The 16,335-nt window shown below is 67.3% G+C and carries 16 protein-coding genes; 11 read left to right on the top strand and 5 right to left on the bottom strand.

Annotated features, from left to right (window positions below; translation table 11 throughout):
* The 4 genes from LX81_RS00480 (at window position 1) to LX81_RS00465 (ending at window position 4,615) form a co-directional block, all read left to right on the top strand.
* A complete protein-coding gene (locus LX81_RS00480; protein ID WP_111535325.1) occupies window positions 1-1,221 on the top strand; it encodes an ABC transporter permease in 1,221 nt (406 codons plus the stop codon).
* A complete protein-coding gene (locus tag LX81_RS00475) occupies window positions 1,221-2,834 on the top strand; it encodes an ABC transporter ATP-binding protein (protein ID WP_111535324.1) in 1,614 nt (537 codons plus the stop codon). Before LX81_RS00480 ends, LX81_RS00475 begins: the two co-directional genes overlap by 1 nt.
* A 78-nt stretch (window positions 2,835-2,912) precedes the next feature.
* Window positions 2,913-3,821: a diacylglycerol/lipid kinase family protein gene (locus LX81_RS00470; protein ID WP_111535323.1), complete on the top strand. Its 909-nt coding sequence runs from the start codon at window positions 2,913-2,915 to the stop codon at window positions 3,819-3,821.
* Window positions 3,818-4,615: a metallophosphoesterase family protein gene (locus LX81_RS00465; RefSeq protein WP_111535322.1), complete on the top strand. Its 798-nt coding sequence runs from the start codon at window positions 3,818-3,820 to the stop codon at window positions 4,613-4,615. The genes LX81_RS00470 and LX81_RS00465 overlap by 4 nt, the downstream gene beginning before the upstream one ends.
* Here LX81_RS00465 and LX81_RS00460 read toward each other — a convergent pair.
* Window positions 4,612-5,889 (bottom strand): D-alanyl-D-alanine carboxypeptidase family protein, encoded by a 1,278-nt coding sequence (locus tag LX81_RS00460; RefSeq protein ID WP_234822450.1) that lies wholly within the window; start codon window positions 5,887-5,889, stop codon window positions 4,612-4,614. The two genes, LX81_RS00465 and LX81_RS00460, sit on opposite strands and share 4 nt — an antisense overlap.
* Window positions 5,890-6,538: 649 nt before the next feature.
* Here LX81_RS00460 and clpS point away from each other — a divergent pair.
* Genes clpS through LX81_RS00445 form a run of 3 tightly spaced genes read left to right on the top strand, consistent with a single transcriptional unit; the run spans window position 6,539 to window position 8,659 of the window.
* Window positions 6,539-6,862: an ATP-dependent Clp protease adapter ClpS gene (clpS, locus tag LX81_RS00455; protein WP_373280257.1), complete on the top strand. Its 324-nt coding sequence runs from the start codon at window positions 6,539-6,541 to the stop codon at window positions 6,860-6,862.
* Window positions 6,863-6,878: 16 nt separating this feature from the next.
* Window positions 6,879-7,853, top strand: a complete 975-nt coding sequence (locus LX81_RS00450) for a class I SAM-dependent methyltransferase (RefSeq protein WP_111535320.1) — start codon at window positions 6,879-6,881, stop codon at window positions 7,851-7,853.
* Window positions 7,850-8,659, top strand: a complete 810-nt coding sequence (locus LX81_RS00445) for an SDR family NAD(P)-dependent oxidoreductase (protein ID WP_111535319.1) — start codon at window positions 7,850-7,852, stop codon at window positions 8,657-8,659. Before LX81_RS00450 ends, LX81_RS00445 begins: the two co-directional genes overlap by 4 nt.
* A gap of 9 nt (window positions 8,660-8,668) precedes the next feature.
* On the opposite strand, the gene LX81_RS00440 is transcribed toward LX81_RS00445, so the two are convergent.
* Window positions 8,669-9,058, bottom strand: coding sequence for a putative periplasmic lipoprotein (locus LX81_RS00440; protein WP_111535318.1), 390 nt, complete (start codon window positions 9,056-9,058; stop codon window positions 8,669-8,671).
* A gap of 95 nt (window positions 9,059-9,153) precedes the next feature.
* On the opposite strand from LX81_RS00440, the gene hemF reads away from it, so the two are divergent.
* The 3 genes from hemF to LX81_RS00425 all read left to right on the top strand — a co-directional run bounded on the left by hemF (window position 9,154) and on the right by LX81_RS00425 (window position 11,584).
* Window positions 9,154-10,050, top strand: coding sequence for an oxygen-dependent coproporphyrinogen oxidase (hemF, locus tag LX81_RS00435; protein WP_111535317.1), 897 nt, complete (start codon window positions 9,154-9,156; stop codon window positions 10,048-10,050).
* Entirely contained in the window at window positions 10,041-10,478 is a 438-nt protein-coding gene (locus LX81_RS00430; protein WP_111535316.1) for a gamma-glutamylcyclotransferase family protein, read from the top strand. The genes hemF and LX81_RS00430 overlap by 10 nt, the downstream gene beginning before the upstream one ends.
* A gap of 83 nt (window positions 10,479-10,561) precedes the next feature.
* Window positions 10,562-11,584 (top strand): sensor histidine kinase, encoded by a 1,023-nt coding sequence (locus LX81_RS00425; RefSeq protein WP_111535315.1) that lies wholly within the window; start codon window positions 10,562-10,564, stop codon window positions 11,582-11,584.
* Window positions 11,585-11,602: 18 nt separating this feature from the next.
* Here the strand turns inward: LX81_RS00425 and hemE are convergent, their stop codons facing one another.
* Complete coding sequence (gene hemE / locus LX81_RS00420) at window positions 11,603-12,634, bottom strand: uroporphyrinogen decarboxylase (protein ID WP_111535314.1); 1,032 nt, start codon at window positions 12,632-12,634, stop codon at window positions 11,603-11,605.
* A gap of 100 nt (window positions 12,635-12,734) precedes the next feature.
* Between hemE and hemC the strand changes: the two genes are divergently transcribed.
* Window positions 12,735-13,685: a hydroxymethylbilane synthase gene (hemC, locus tag LX81_RS00415; RefSeq protein WP_111535313.1), complete on the top strand. Its 951-nt coding sequence runs from the start codon at window positions 12,735-12,737 to the stop codon at window positions 13,683-13,685.
* Here the strand turns inward: hemC and LX81_RS00410 are convergent.
* Window positions 13,676-14,881, bottom strand: a complete 1,206-nt coding sequence (locus LX81_RS00410) for an MFS transporter (RefSeq protein WP_111535312.1) — start codon at window positions 14,879-14,881, stop codon at window positions 13,676-13,678. The two genes, hemC and LX81_RS00410, sit on opposite strands and share 10 nt — an antisense overlap.
* Window positions 14,878-16,314 (bottom strand): FAD-binding oxidoreductase, encoded by a 1,437-nt coding sequence (locus LX81_RS00405; protein ID WP_234822433.1) that lies wholly within the window; start codon window positions 16,312-16,314, stop codon window positions 14,878-14,880. The genes LX81_RS00410 and LX81_RS00405 overlap by 4 nt, the downstream gene beginning before the upstream one ends.
* Window positions 16,315-16,335 lie beyond the last annotated feature (21 nt).

The raw sequence follows: 16,335 nt of genomic DNA, 5'->3' as shown, positions 1-16,335 counted from the left end.
ATGGCTTATCCGGACACCCGCCCCGATCCCGCGGAACCGACGGAGCCCGGCATCGCCACGCCGCCGCCCAACCCCGGCGCGGGCGGCCTCGACGCGCCGCCCCCCGTCACGCCCGCGCGGCGCAGACGGTTCCTGAGCCCGCTTAACGAACGGCGCTGGCGCAACTTTCGCCGCAACGGGCGCGCCTTTTGGTCGCTCGTTCTCTTCGCGATCCTCTTCGGCCTCTCGCTCTGCGCCGAATTCATCGCCAACGACCAGCCGATCCTTGTGAGCTACGACGGCGGCCTCTACACCCCGATCTTCAACTTCTATCCCGAGACGGAGTTCGGCGGCGATTTCCGGACCGAGGCGGTCTATACCGATATCGAGGTGAAGTGCCTTATCCGCACCGGCGGCATGGAGGAATGCTTCGACGATCCCGCGACGCTCATCGCCGACGGGGCCGTAGCTGAGGGCGCGGAGGCGGGCTGGCTTCTCTGGCCGCCCATCCCCTATTCCTACAACACGATCAGCGATCTCGGGACCGCCGCGCCGTCGGCGCCGGACGCAACCCACATCCTCGGAACGGACGACACCGCGCGCGACGTGGCAGCGCGGGTCATCTACGGCTTCCGGCTGTCGATCCTCTTCACGCTCATCGTCACGGTCCTGACCTCCCTGATCGGTATCGCCGCGGGCGCGGTACAGGGGTTCTTCGGCGGCTGGACCGACCTCATCTTCCAGCGGGTGATCGAGATCTGGGTCTCCACGCCGTCGCTCTACGTCATCATCATCCTCTTCGCGATCCTCGGGAGGGGGTTCTGGCTTCTCGTCTTCGTCACCGTGCTTTTCGGCTGGCCGGCGCTCGTGGGGGTCGTCCGCGCGGAGTTTCTCAGGGCGCGGAACTTCGAGTATATCCGCGCGGCGCGCGCGCTCGGCGTCTCGAACTGGACGATCATGTACCGCCACATGCTTCCCAATGCGATGGTCGCGACGGTGACCATGCTCCCCTTCCTCATCACCGGCACGATCTCCACCCTCGCCTCGCTCGACTTCCTGGGTTTCGGCCTGCCCTCCTCCGCCCCCTCGCTGGGTGAGCTCACGCTCCAGGCCAAGCAGAACCTGCAGGCGCCATGGCTCGGCTTCACGGCGTTCTTCACCTTCGCGATCATGCTCTCGCTCCTCGTCTTCATCTTCGAGGGCGTGCGCGACGCGTTCGATCCGAGAAAGACCTTCCAGTAATGCCCGATGACGTCCCCGTCCTTACCGTGCGCGACCTCAACGTGCGGTTCCGGCAGGACGGCGCGGAGACGCATGCCGTCCGTCACGTCTCCTTCGAGGTCGGGCGCGGAGAGACCGTGGCGCTCGTCGGGGAATCGGGCTCCGGCAAGTCGGTGACGGCCCTTTCGACGGTCGACCTTCTCCCGGGCGCCGCACAGATCGAGGGGTCGATCTCCTACGAGGGACAGGAGCTCGTCGGCGCGCCGGAGCGGACCCTGCGCAAGATCCGCGGCAACGACATCAGCTTCATCTTCCAGGAGCCGATGACGTCGCTGAACCCGCTCCACACGCTCGAGAAGCAGTTGCGCGAGTCGCTGGAACTCCACCAGGGCCTCAAGGGCAAGGCAACGCGGGCGCGGATCGTCGAGCTTATGACGGAGGTGGGCATCAACGATCCCGAGAGCCGCCTTTCCGCCTACCCGCATCAGTTGTCGGGCGGTCAGAGACAGCGGGTGATGATCGCCATGGCGCTCGCCAACGGGCCGGACCTCCTGATCGCGGACGAGCCGACCACGGCGCTCGACGTCACCATCCAGGCGCAGATCCTCGACCTCCTCGCGGAGCTGAAGGTGCGCGAAGGACTCTCGATGCTCTTCATCACCCACGATCTCACCATCGTGCGCCAGATCGCCGACCGGGTCTGCGTCATGAAGGACGGGGAGATCGTGGAGCACGGCCCGACCGCACAGATTTTCGACCGCCCCGGACATCCCTATACCCGCATGCTGCTCGAGGCGGAGAGCACGGGCCGGCCGGCCCCCGTCCCCGAAGGCGCACCGGTGATCGCCGAGACGGAAGATCTGCGGATCTGGTTTCCGATCCAGTCGGGGCTCCTCCGCCGCACCACGGGCCATGTGAAGGCGGTGAACGAGGCCAGTTTCTCCGTCCGGGCGGGCGAGACCGTCGGCATCGTCGGCGAATCGGGGTCCGGCAAGACCACGCTCGCGCTTGCGGTGATGCGGCTCATCGCGTCCGAAGGTCCGATCGTCTTCCTAGGCCGTGACATTCAGGGCCTGCGCGGGCGGGCCATGCGCCCCTTGCGCGCAGACATGCAGATCGTGTTCCAGGATCCGTTCGGGTCGCTTTCGCCCCGGATGACGGTCGAGGAGATCATCGCAGAAGGCCTCGGCATCCACGGTACCGCGAAGGGCCGGGAGAGGCGCGATATGGTGGCGCGCATGATGCGCGAGGTCGGCCTCGATCCGGCGACCATGCACCGCTATCCGCACGAATTCTCAGGCGGTCAACGGCAGCGCATCGCCATCGCCCGCGCGATGATCCTCCGCCCGAAACTCGTGGTCCTCGACGAGCCGACCTCCGCGCTCGACATGACCGTGCAGGTCCAGATCGTGGAGCTCTTGCGCGACCTGCAGCAGAAATACGGGCTCGCCTATCTTTTCATCTCGCACGATCTCAAGGTGGTCCGGGCGCTGTCGCACAAGGTGATCGTGATGAAGCGCGGCGACGTGGTCGAAGCGGGTCCGGCGGAGGAGATCTTCGATGCGCCGCAGACCGCCTATACCCGCGCGTTGATGCAGGCCGCCTTCGGCCCCCGGACCGACGACGCCGCCTGATCTGGCCGTATATCGTGATGGGCAAAGCAACAATCGAATGACCGGCGCGTTAGGGGTCCAGCCCGAACGAGGACATCCATGACCGCGCATCGCATCTGCGTCATCGCCAACGAGAAATCCGGACAGAATTCGCGCGATCAGGAGGCGATCACGCGCGCCATGGACGTTTTCGGCGACGGTGCCTGGCGAGAGGAATGGTCCCCCGGTTCCGATCCGAGCGACACGATCGATCTCGCGATCGAGAAGAACGCGGATCTCGTCGTCGCGGCCGGTGGCGACGGAACCGCGATGGCGGTTGCCGCCGCGATGGTCGGGCGGGACATCCCGTTCGCCGTCCTGCCCCTCGGGACGTTCAACTTCTTCACAAGAGGCCTCGGGCTCAGCGAGGTTCCGGAAGAGGCGGCCGAGCAGATCCTCGGCGGCGAGAGCCACGATATCCATGTCGGCATGGTCAACGGGCAGGTCTTCCTCAACAATGCCAGCCTGGGCATCTATCCCGCGATCCTGAAGGAGCGCGAGAGCGTCTATAAGCATTGGGGTCGGCGGCGCATCGCGGCACATTGGTCTGTCCTGAAGACGTTTCTCAGGTTCCGCCGCCCGATGAAGCTCACGATGACGTCCGACGACGAAACCCGGACGCTGCGGACCGCGCTCGTCTTCGTGGCGCGCTCCGCCTACCAGCTCGAGATGTTCGGCATCGAAGGCCGTCTCGCGATCGAGAACGACGCCTTCGCGGTCCTCGTGGCCCGAGCCTCGACCCGACGGACCCTGTTTCAGCTCGTCTGGCGGCTCACGACGGGATCGATCAAGGAAGGCCGCGATTACGACCTGATAAAGACCCGACGTCTCGAGATCGACGTCGCACGCCGAAAGACCCTTCTCGCCTTCGACGGCGAAAAGCGCCGTGAGAAGAGCCCTTTCAAGTTCCGCATGTCCGAAAAACCGCTGCGGATCATCCTTCCCAAGACAGAAGACACGACCGAATGATCCGAATTCTGCACCTGTCCGATCTGCATTACGGCCGCGACCGCGCGGAGCTCGAGACGCCACTCGTGGAACTCTGCAACGATCTCGCGCCCGACCTCGTGGTGATCTCCGGCGACTTCACGCAGCGCGCCCGCATATCCCAATTCGACCGCGCGGAGGCGTTCCTCGAGCGGATCGAACCACCGACACTTTCCGTTCCCGGCAATCACGACACGCCGCTCGACAACATATTCGTGCGCTTCTTCGCCCCTTGGCGCCGTTACAAGGCCGCGATCGACCGCAATCTCGAGCCCGTCTGGGAGAACGACCTCGCGGTCGTGGTGGGGGTGAACACGGTCAACCGTTTCTCGTGGCAGCGCGGCCGGATCTCCGGTCGAACGGTGCGCCGGGTCTGCCGGGGGTTCGCCAATGCCGGCGAGCGCGCCCGGATCCTCGTTCTGCATCATCCCCTGGAACACGGTCCCGAAGTGGAGAAGCGCCTGATGCGGGGCGCCATGGACGCACTGTCCGATCTGGAGGCCTGTGGCGCGGACGTGGTTCTCTCCGGCCATCTCCACAACACGGTGACGACGCCGTTCGAGGCCGCACCCGGTCTTCTGTTCGTTCAGGCCGGAACCGGCCTCTCGAACCGCCTGCGCGGCGAGCCGAATACCGTGAACCTCGTCGAGGCGACGCGGGACCAGATCGCAATCACCACCTGGAGCGCGGAGGAAGCGGCCTTCACAGCCGAGCCGGAGGTGCGTTTCCGGCGTGTGGACCGGGAATGGCGGCGCGCCGAAAGCGACGCGGCCTAGCCTTGCGGTCCCAGCGTCTGGCATTCCACATCGCGCGCGGCAAGCCTGCGGCAGGCGAGCGCCGCGCGATCCTGCGTCATGCCAACGAAATTCGCCTCGTAGCCGCTCCGGCCGGCGACGACCTTGCGCAAGGCATCGTCGAGCGTGCCGATCTCCACGAGCGCGGTCTTGAGGAGCACCCGCTCCGCCTGGTGCCGTGAATTGTAGGAGCCGAGATTGATGCCCCAGTGCCGTCCGCCCGACGTGGAGATCCGCGTCACGACCTCGAGTTCCGCCGACGAAATGGCCGAATCGGGGACGGTCACCTCGGGGACGGCCGTAGCGGAGGCGAGATGGGTCGCGGGCCGCGGGACGGGCGGGGTCGCGACGGCCAGTGCCACGGCCGCATCGACCGACCGCGAGACGTCCTCCGCCACCGCGGAGGCGAGCGCCACGTCGAGTGCGGGCGCTTCCGCCGGAAGCGGGCGTGATTGCGGGCGGAGCGATCGCGCGAGGGCGACGGCCACGCCGCCCTGCCCGGCATAGGCGGGACGGGCGGGACGCACGACCGCCACTCGGCTCGGGGCGCGATCGAAGCCCATATCGAGAAGTTCCGCCACCCGTGCGTTACGCGAGGCCGTCGACCGACCGCCGAAGACCGTTGCGATGATCCGTTCGCCGCCACGCTCCGCGGAAGCCACGAGATTGAATCCCGCCGCACTCGTATAGCCCGTCTTGATCCCGTCCGCGCCCCGATACGCCCCGAGAAGCCGCCGGTTGGTGTTGTTGACCATCGTCATGCCGGCATCGGTGCTGCGCCGAGAGAAGATGTTGTAGTAATCGGGATAGTCGTAGAAGAGATGCCGCCCCAGCGTGGTCATGTCTCGCGCGGTGCTCAGATGGCCCGATTGCGTAAGGCCATGCGCATTGCGGAACGTCGTCCGCGTCATGCCGAGGGCCTGCGCCGTTCGGGTCATGCGCTCCGCGAAGGCCGTCTCGGACCCGGAGATCGCCTCGCCGATCGCGGTCGCGGCATCGTTCGCCGATTTGACGGCGGCCGCGCGGACGAGATAGCGCAGGGCGATCTTCTGACCCGCCCGAAGGCCCAGCTTCGAAGGCGGCTCGGACGCCGCGTTGTGGGAAATCGTAACCATCGTGTCCATCGAGATCTCGCCGTGCTCGGCGGCTTGGAACGCGATGTAGAGCGTCATCATCTTCGTGAGCGACGCCGGGTGAAGACGCGCGTCGGCGTTGCGGGAATGAAGCACTTCGCCGGACCGGGCGTCGATGACCATCGCGGCGTAGGGCGCGGCCGAAGCCGCGCCCGCGCCGATCCCCAAACACAGGAATGCCACCGCCCAGCAACGGACGATATTCCACCTCTGGTTGATCACTGATACTGCCTCTGTCTGCCTCTGACGTCCGAATCTTCTTGCCCGGTCCGTCGTCGAGAACCGTATCACGGCCGCTTCGGTCCGCAAGCACCCGATTTCGGAAGCGCCCATGCGTGGCCCTCGGGCAACGCCGGGAAAGCCAAGTATACCGAACGGTTATGCCGCATAAGATATTCTCCTTGTCAAAAAGGAGGGCGGGGGGTTGCGCGCCGGAGGCCCGACGTTGTTCCGGCGGGCATCGACCTACCTCCAGCCTCCTCAGGATAACGAAACCGTGATCGACACGCTGGCCATAATTGAAAAATAATTCAACTTTGGGTTGATAGCTCCAAGCGCATCATTCGGTGCGGCTGACGGTCGAATTGCCCTCATGGGAAGCCGGGCGATGACCTCACGGATTCTGTCCCAAACCCGGCCGACGAAGTGGATTTCGAGCGGGTGCGACGATCACCTCGACGACCGCCCCTTTTCACGAAGCCCCCTCCCCTTATATAATCGCCCTGATCCAGCCATCCGATCCGAAAGGCGAGACGTGATCGAGAACCCCACGATCCTGTCCGGCAGACCCACGCCCGACGACGGCGACACGAATGTCGTGCTCGAGACGAAGCCGAAAACGAAGCGGCCGCCGCTCTACAAGGTGATGCTGCTGAATGATGATTACACGCCGATGGAGTTCGTCGTGCATGTCCTCGAGCGGTTCTTCGGCCTCAATCACGCGCAGGCGTTCGAGATCATGCTGACCGTGCACAAGAAGGGCCTGGCTGTCGTCGGCGTCTTCTCTTTCGAGGTGGCCGAGACGAAGGTGACGCAGGTGATGGATTTCGCACGTCGCCATCAGCATCCCCTGCAATGCACCATGGAGAAGGAATAGGGTCCGCCCTGAGACCATGTTCCATGTCCGCCTGACACAGGCTCTCGAAGCGGGGCTGCTGACCCCACCGCTCCTCGTGATCGGCGCCCCGATGGACGTCGCCGAGGTTGGCCTGCCCGATCCGACGATCCTGATCCAGACGCATCAGCCCGATCACGACCGCCTGCGTGCGCGAGGACTCGATGTCGAGATCGCGCCCCGGGGCGCGGCGGCGACGGCGCTCGTCTGTCTCCCGCGGGAACGCCGCCTCGCGCGGGACCGGATCGCGCGGGCGGCCCGGGTCGCGCCCGTGGTCGTCGTGGACGGACAGAAGACCGATGGCATCGATGCGATCCTCAAGGAGTGCCGCGCCCGAGCGGACGTGGGCGAGGTCATCTCCAAGGCGCATGGCAAGGTCTTCTCCATGACGGGCGGGACGTTCGACGACTGGATCGCCCCGCCGTCGCGAAACGCGGACGGGTACCTGACCGCCCCCGGAACCTTCTCCGCCGATGGGGTCGACCCTGCCTCCGCTCTTCTCGCCCGGACCTTGCCGCCCCTGAACGGACGGGTGGTCGATCTCGGCGCGGGCTGGGGTTATCTCGCGTCGAAAGTGCTCGAGACGGAAGCCGTTACCGAGTGTCATCTCGTCGAGGCGGATCTTGCCGCACTCGATTGCGCCCGCGAGAACGTCGACGATCCGCGCGCGCGCTTCCACTGGGCCGATGCGACCGCCTTCCGTCCGGAGGCTGCCGCCGATCACGTGGTGTGCAACCCGCCATTCCACCGCGGTCGAACTGGCGATCCCGATCTCGGCCGTGCCTTCCTCTCCTCCGCGGCGACCGCGCTCGCGCCGCGCGGAACGCTATGGCTGGTCGCGAACCGGCATCTTCCCTATGAGGCTGCCCTGCGGGACCTCTTCTCCGAGATCGAGGAACGCGAGGGCACTCCGGCCTTCAAACTCTACCGTGCTGCGAGACCGCGGCGCGCCCGCCGAAAGGTCGCTTCATGAGCTTCTCCATAGCCGGCAAGACCGCAATCGTCACCGGGGCCGCTTCGGGCGTCGGTCTCGCGATCGCCCGCCATTTCCTCGACCGGGATGCGAACGTCATGCTCGTCGATTCCGACGAGGACGCACTCGACGCGGAGATCGGAGGCCGCAGCGAGGATGACAGCGGCGCCGCTCGCGCCTTCACGGGCGACCTGCGCGAGAAGCTGACGATCGCGAACCTGTTGTCGGCGACGATCGACGCGTTCGACCGGATCGACATCCTCGTCAACGGCGCGCGTGAGCTGAGGCTCTCCGACCCGCTCGATCCGTCAGACGATTCGGTTCGTGCGCTACTCGATTTGAACCTTATGACCTCGCTGAGGCTCAGCCAACATGTCGCGCGCCGGATGATCCGTCAGGGCGAAGAGGCGGGTGGCGAAGGGCCTGCGGGCTCGATCATCAATCTGAGCTCCATCGCCGCGCGGCGCACGCAGCCCGACCTCCTGGCCTATTCGGTCAGTTCCGCCGCGCTCGATCAGGCCACGCGCGGCCTCGCCGTGGCCCTCGCGCCGCATCGCATCCGGGTCAATGGCGTGGCCTTCGGCAGCGTTATGAGCGCGTCCCTCAAGGGCGCGATCAAGAAGCATTCCGGGATCCGGACGGAGATCATCGAGAACACCCCCCTCAACCGCATCGCGGGGGCGAGCGAGGTCGCGGAGACGGTGCAGTTCCTCGCCGCCGACGGGTCGGGCTTCATGACGGGGCAGATCCTGACGATCGACGGCGGGCGGACGCTCGTCGACGTGGTCGACAGCCCCGCCCACTGAAGTCACGAGTTATTCGGGATAAAGCGAGGCGCACTGGTTCACCGCGCTGCCCGCCTGCCGCGCCAGGGAAATTCGCGCCGATCCGAATTCCGCGAGCTTGCGGCGCTCGTCGGTCACGTCGATCGCGACCGGCTCCTCCCGCGTGACGCGCACGGGTTTGGTACACGGGTAATAGAACCTGTCGCCGTTGTTGCGCAGTCCCGAGCAGGTCTGCGTCACGAACCGGGTGTCGCGCACTTCGGCGACGGCGTAGCCGCGGGCGATGTTGCCCCGTGCGACCGCGATCCGCCGGTCGAGTTCCGCGAGGGGCTCGCGGGCCTGGGAGACGCAGCGCTCCCTCGGCGTGGCACAGGCGGTCAGAAGGACGAGCGGGATCAGACAGAAAAGGGAATGTCTCACATGATACCTCTTGGCTGGGGCAGGCGCGCCTGCCCGTGGATCTCCGCACATCCTGATGATACGTCCCTCCGGAACGATTGGACAGGAGGATCGCGATGGATGCTGCCCCCTTCGCGACGGAAAGATCCCGCGCCGCCGCCTGGTTCGGCGAGCTTCGCGACGCGATCGTCGCGGCCTTCGAAGCGCTCGAGGCCAGCCATGCCGAGGGACCCTTCGCAGATGCGCCCCCCGGCACGTTCGAGGTGACGCAGACCCGTCGCCGCGGCGAGGACGGGGAGGATGCGGGCGGCGGTCTCATGAGCGTGATGCGCGGCGGCCGCGTGTTCGAGAAGGTCGGCGTCAACGTCTCCACCGTGTACGGGACGCTTGCCCCCCGCGCGCAGGCCGCAATGGCGGCGCGGAAGGGTATTCCGGGAATGGCCGACGATCCGCGGTTCTGGGCCTCCGGGATCAGCCTCGTCGCCCATATGCAGAACCCCCACGTGCCGGCCGTCCACATGAACACGCGGATGTTCTGGACGCCCCATGCCTGGTGGTTCGGCGGCGGCGCCGATCTGAATCCCTGCCTCGAATACGAGGAGGACACGGCCCATTTCCACGATCAGCTTCGTCGCCATCTCGACCCGCACGGGGCGGAACACTATCCGCGCCTGAAGGCCTGGGCGGACGAGTATTTCTTCATCCCCCATCGCGGTCGCGCCCGCGGCGTGGGTGGCGCCTTCATGGACGATCATGCGACCGGCGACTGGGATGCCGACTTCACGCTCACCCGCGATATCGGCCGGGCCTTCCTGCCCGCCTACCTGCCACTCGTGGAACGTCGGCGGACGCAGTCCTTCACCGACGCCGACCGCGACGCGCAACTTGTCCATCGCGGCCTCTACGCCGAGTACAACCTCGTCTACGACCGCGGGACCAAGTTCGGGCTCGAGACCGGGCACGATCCCGACGCCGTCCTCATGTCGCTGCCGCCGCTGGCCAAATGGCGCTGATCGCGAACCTCGTCCCGGGCGTCGACCCGTTCGTGGGTGACCACGTCTTCGTCTACGGCACGCTACGACGCGGTTTCATCAACAACGAAGCAACCATCGCCTTCCGCGCCGGAGCGAGCTTCGTCTCGATGGGCACGCTCACGGGCACGATGTACCACACGGGCTGGTATCCCGCCTGGGTCGAGGACGGTCCGGGCTGCGTCACGGGGGAGGTGTGGCGGATCGAGGAAAAGGGCATCATGCATCTCCTCGACGATTACGAGGGCCTCTTCGACGACGACCCCGACGAATACGAACGCGTCCGCCGCACGGTCGAGACCGAGCACGGCCCGATCGAGGCTTGGGCGTATCTCTACACCGACCGCGTCGATCCGGCGCAACTCATCGCGAGCGGCGATTGGGCGGACGCTTTCGGCGCATTCGATTGACGGATCACTGAACGCTTGCGCCGCGCGCGCACCCTGACCAATCTGCTACGGCGAAAAGGGACGAGCGGGGGGTGAACTGCCAGATGAACGCTTCAAACGACGATGGCGGCCGGGACCAGGCCGGCGCCATTCGCAGCTTCCGCAAGTCGAACATCTCGATCGTGCTGACCGATCCCCGACGCGACGACAATCCGATCGTTTTCGCCAACGAGGCTTTCCTCGAATTGACCGGCTACGCGAAATCGTCCGTCCTCGGACGCAATTGCCGCTTCCTCCAGGGCGATCTGGACAACGAAGAGGAGCGCAAGCGCATCCGCGCCGCGCTCGCCGCCGAGGAGGAGCTCACCATCGAGCTCCAGAACGTCCGCGCCGACGGAACGCGGTTCCTCAATCGGTTGATGATCGCGCCGATCATCCACGAAGGTGAATGCATCCAGTTCCTGGGCGTTCAGACGCCGGTCGACATGGACGAGGGACAGATCGTCGCGGATCGCCAGCTCAAGGAGTTGCAGCATCGGGTGAAGAACCATCTCTCGATGATCATCGGGCTGATCCGGCAGCAGACGCGTACGAGCGGCAATCCGCATGAATTTTCGTCCCTCGCGCGGCGGATCGAAAGCCTGCAGCTGCTTTACGAGGAACTGACCAACGGCGTCGACGACGGCACGGTCCCGATGGGCAGCTACCTGTCGCGCATCGCCTCGACCATCGGCCATATCGATGGACGTGCGGGCATCCGGCTGCAGGTCGAGGTGGAGTCCATCTCGATGCCCGTGACCAAGGCCACCTCCATCGGCTTGATCCTGTCGGAACTCCTGACGAATGCCTTCCAGCATGCCTTCGAGGGACGCAGTTCGGGCCTGATCGACGTCAAGGCCATGCGCCTGTCGAACGATGCCTTCCGGATGACGGTTTCCGACGACGGCGTCGGCTTGCCGGGCGGGACGGATTGGCCGAGCAACGAAAGCCTCGGCGGCCGGCTGCTCCAGGCCTTCGTGACGAGCCTCGAGGCATCTCTGGACATCCAGCGCGTCGGGACCGGCACGATCGTGATCCTGGACGTCCCGGCCAGCCCTGACGATCAGGGCATACACGTCTCGCCCTGACGACCTGCCTGCGCGCGATCAGCCTGCGCGCAGCGTCTCTAGCATCAGCGCCACGTTCTCGGGATCCGCGTCGGGCGTGATACCGTGGCCCAGGTTGAAGACGTGCGGGCCGCCGGAGAACGCGTCGCGGATATGGCGCACCTCGTCCACGAGCGCCTGCCCCCCGGTCACCATGTGCGTGGGCGCGAGATTACCCTGCACGCAGCCGTCGACCTGCACGTGCTCCGCGCCCCATTCCGGCGTGACGGAATTGTCGAGCGCGACGCAATCGGCTCCCGTCGCCTTGGCGAACCCCACGTAGCCTTCCCCCGCCTCCCGCGGGAAGGCGATGACGGGCAGTTCCGGATGGCGCGCCTTCAGCTCCGCGATGATCCGCTTGGCCGGATCGACCGCGTAGCGCTGGAAGTCGTCGCCCTTGAGCGAACCCGCCCAGCTGTCGAAAAGCTTGACCACCTCCGCGCCCGCCTCGACCTGCGCGGAGAGGTATTCGATCGTGGCCTCCGTGATCCGCGCCATCAGCATCTCGAAGGCGGCGCTGTCGCCGTCCTTGAAGGCGTGCGCAGGCCCCTGGTCGGGCGTGCCGCGCCCCGCGATCATGTAGGTCGCGACCGTCCAGGGCGCGCCCGCGAACCCGATGAGGGCCACGTCGGAGGGCAGCTCGCGCGAGAGGATCCGCACCGTCTCGTAGATCGGAGAGAGGGTCTCGTGCACGTCCTCCCCGCGCTTGAGGAGCGCGACCTTCCGGTGATCGTCCACCGGCTCGAGCCGCGGCCCCTCGCCGGTGACGAACCAGAGATCGGCGCCGAGCGCCTGCGGCACCAGCAGGATGTCCGCGAAGAGGATCGCCGCGTCGAAGCCGAACCGGCGGATCGGCTGCAGCGTCACCTCCGCGGCGAGATCGGGGGTGTAGCAGAGCGAGAGGAAGTCGCCCGCTTTCTCCCGCGTCGCGCGATACTCCGGAAGGTAACGCCCGGCCTGCCGCATCATCCAGGCAGGCGGTACGGGCAGGGTTTCTCCGGCCAGCGCGCGCATCAGCAGTTTCTCGGCCATCGGGCTCCCCTCGTCAGGTGACGCAGGGGTCGCGGGGGAGCCTCCTGATGTCAAGGCGCTTTCGGTTGCCCCGGCCCGCGCCCGGCCTTAAGCCTGCCTCATGGATCTGCCCACGCCCGACGCCCCGCTCAAGATCGGCACCCGCGGCTCGCCGCTCGCTTTGGCCCAGGCCAACGAGACGCGCGACCGGCTTGCCCGCGCCTTCACCCTGCCGTCTGAGGCCTTCACGATCGTCGTGATCAAGACCACCGGCGACCGTGTCCTCGACCGGCCGCTGAAGGAGATCGGCGGCAAGGGTCTCTTCACGAAGGAGATCGAGGAGGCGATGCTCGCGGGCGACATCGACATCGCCGTGCATTCGATGAAGGACATGCCGGTGGAGCAGCCCGCGGGCCTCCTCCTCGACACGTACCTGCCGCGCGAGGATCCGCGCGACGCCTTCGTCACGCTCGACGGACAGGCTTTCGCCGACCTGCCCGAGGGACGCATCGTCGGGACGTCCTCCCTCCGCCGCCGGGCGCAACTCCTCCATCGCCGCCCCGACCTGCAGGTCGTGGAGTTTCGCGGCAACGTGCAGACCCGGCTGAGAAAGCTCGAGGACGGCGTGGCCCATGCCACCTTTCTCGCGATTGCCGGGCTGAACCGCCTTCGGGTGGATGCGGAGGTGCCGCACGCGCCCGTCGCCGACGACGACATGCTGCCCGCCATCGCCCAGGGCGCCATCGGGGTGGAGCGGCGCGCCGACGACGACCGTGCCGGCGCCATGCTTTCCGAGATCCACGACCGGGAGACCGGGCAGCGATTGGCGGCGGAGCGCGCCCTCCTCGCCCGGCTCGACGGCTCCTGCGAGACGCCCATCGCGGGGCTCGCGACCCTCGACGGCGACCATCTCACGCTCCGGGGCGAGATCCTGCGCACCGACGGGTCGGAGGCGCTCGCCGATACGATCACCGGCGCCGTCGCGGACGGACCGGATCTCGGCCGGCGGCTCGCCGACAGCCTGCTCGGGCGCGCGGGGCCCGATTTCTTCGACTGGCGGGCTCAGGCGTAGACGGGACGGCCTGCGCGGTCGAGCCAGGCGATGGCGATCCCGGAGGCCGCAACGACCCCTGCCCCGATCCATGCGGCAAGGGCGTAGCCGCCGAGGGCCGTTCCCGCGGCGAAGATCGCCGCCCCGATGAGCTGCGCCCCGAGATTGCAGAGCGCGATGAGCGATCCGCCCGCGCCGGGGCGACGATGCAGCAGGTCCTGCAGGTAGAGCATCGGCACCGTGAGGATCACGGAGGCCGCCGATCCCGCGACGATCGCGAGAAGCCAGACGACCGGCGTCGCTCCGAGGAGCGGAAAGGCGGTGAGGAAGGCCGCGTGGAGGAGCGCCGCGCCCGCGATCAGGCGCACCGGTCCCCAGCGCAGGATCGGGCGCCCCATCACGAGCATGAACGGGATCTCCGTCCCCGCGACGAGCGCCGCGAAGAGCGCGACATCGCCCGTCCCGCGCCCCGTCGCGGTGAGGATCAGCCCCGAAAGGATCATGTAGATCTGGATCCCCGCCATCACGCCCGCCAGCGCCGCCACGCGCACGAGGACCGAGGGCGCCGAGATCTCCCGCAAAGCCGCGCCGAGGCCGAGACCCGAACCGGGATCCGGCCAGCGCGTCTGCCCGTCCCGTGGCCAGCGGAAGACGAAGATGGCAAGCGTCGCGCCGGCCGCCACGGCGCAGGCCGCATAGACCCAGAGGAGGTCCGCGCCCGCGCCGAGGATCACCGCCCAGAGAGGCAGCACGACGATGAAGGGCACGGCGAAGGCGGCCCGGACGACGGTCTGGATCCCCGCCCGCTCCTCTGCCGGGTGGATGGAGCCGGCAAGCCGCGAGAGCGTGAAGAGCTGCGCGAAGAGCGTAGCGGAGATGGGGAAGAAAAGGAGATGCGCGACGAGATAGCCCCAGCGCGCGTCGGCGAGGAAGGCGAGAAGCGCGCCCGCCATGCCCGCACCCGCGGCCAGCCGCGCGGCGTTCCTCCGCCGCCCCGTGCGGTCGTTCATCGCGCCGACCCCCAGCGCGCAGAGCAGCGAGAGCCCCGCGCCGGTAGTGAAGATCACGGCGTACTGCGCGTCCGAGAAGCCGAACCATTCGACCGCGAGGAGCGACTGGTAGGGAGAGATCGAGGCGATGAACGTTCCGAAGAAGAGGATCGCCAGCGTCACGAGGCGCAAAGCGCCATCGCCCGCGACCCGCGCGATGGGGTTCAAGGCAGGACCTTGCCCGGGTTCATGATACCCTGCGGATCGAGCGCGTCCTTGATCGCGCGCATCACCCCGAGCGCAACCTTGTCCTTCCGCCGGGCCATCGAGGCGCGCTTGCCAAGGCCGATCCCGTGCTCGGCGGAGAAGGATCCGCCGAGATCGGCGACGATATCCTCCACGATTTCCATCACCGCGTCGTAGAGTTTATCGGTATCCTGCGACGGATTGACCGTGAAATGCACGTTCCCGTCGCCGAGATGCGACACCACGAAGAAGCGGGCGCCGGGATCACGGGCGGAGACCTCGGCATAGCCGCGGTCGAGGAAGTCCGACACGCGATCGAGCGGGACGGAGACATCCGCGATGATCGCGGGTCCGGCGGCGAAGGTCAGCTCCGCCGCAGCCTCGCGCCGCGCCCAGATCTCGCGCCTCTGCGCCTCCGATCGCGCCACGACCGCGTCGAGCACGCGCCCCGCCTCGATCATCTCGCCGAGGACGCCCTCGAGATGGGCCACGATCGGCACCTCCCCGGCCTCGTCCGGCGTGGCGTCGCGGGGGGCCGTCGCGCCGACCTCCACCATGATGTTGTGCTCGTGGCGCTCTTCGAAGGGCGGGCGGGCGGACTTGTCGTGGGCGAGATGGGCGTCGATGTAATGGCCCGGCATGTATTCGAACGCCTCCACCGCGCCGCCCGTCGCGCGCTGCAGGCGGTTGAGGAGATCGAGACCGCCGGCGAGATCCGGGACCGCGACCATGCCCGTCGCGTAGGCCGCGGGCTTCGGATGCAGCCGCAGCACGGCGGCCGTGACCACGCCGAGCGTTCCCTCGGACCCGATGAAGAGATCGCGCAGATCGTAGCCGGAATTGTCCTTCAGAAGCTCGCTCATCGTGTCGAGCACCTCGCCCGAAGGCAGCACCACCTCGATCCCGAGGCAGAGCGCGCGGGTATTTCCGTAACGCAGCACGTTCGAGCCGCCCGCATTGGTGCCGAGCACGCCGCCGATCCGTGCCGATCCCTTCGCCCCGAAGGTCAGCGGGAATACGAGCCCCTCCGCCTCCGCGGCCTCGTGCAGTTGCGAGAGGACCACGCCCGCCTCGACGATGGCGATCCGCGCGCCGGGCCGGATCGCCCGTATGGCGTTCATCCGCTCGAGGCTAAGCGCGAGCTTGCCCTCGGCATGGGTCCCGCCCATGAGCCCGGTATTGCCCGCCATCGGCACCACGCCCACGCCCGCCTCCGACGCCGCGCGCATCACGGCGGCGACCTCCGCCGTCGAGGCGGGGCGCGCCACGGCGAGCGGGCGGAACCGGTACTTGCCGGTCCAGTCGCTGTCGTATCCGGCCATGTCGTCGCCCGTCAGGACGTATTTCGCCCCGATCGCGTCGCGCAATCTCTCCACGAATCCCATCGCGATCCCTCTCGTGTCGTCGCGCCGCATCCTCGCGGATCCGGCGCAAAG

The sequence above is a fragment of the Palleronia aestuarii genome (assembly GCF_003253995.1).
Taxonomy (GTDB): Bacteria; Pseudomonadota; Alphaproteobacteria; order Rhodobacterales; family Rhodobacteraceae; genus Palleronia; species Palleronia aestuarii.
This window is presented reverse-complemented; position numbering and strand designations above follow the sequence as displayed.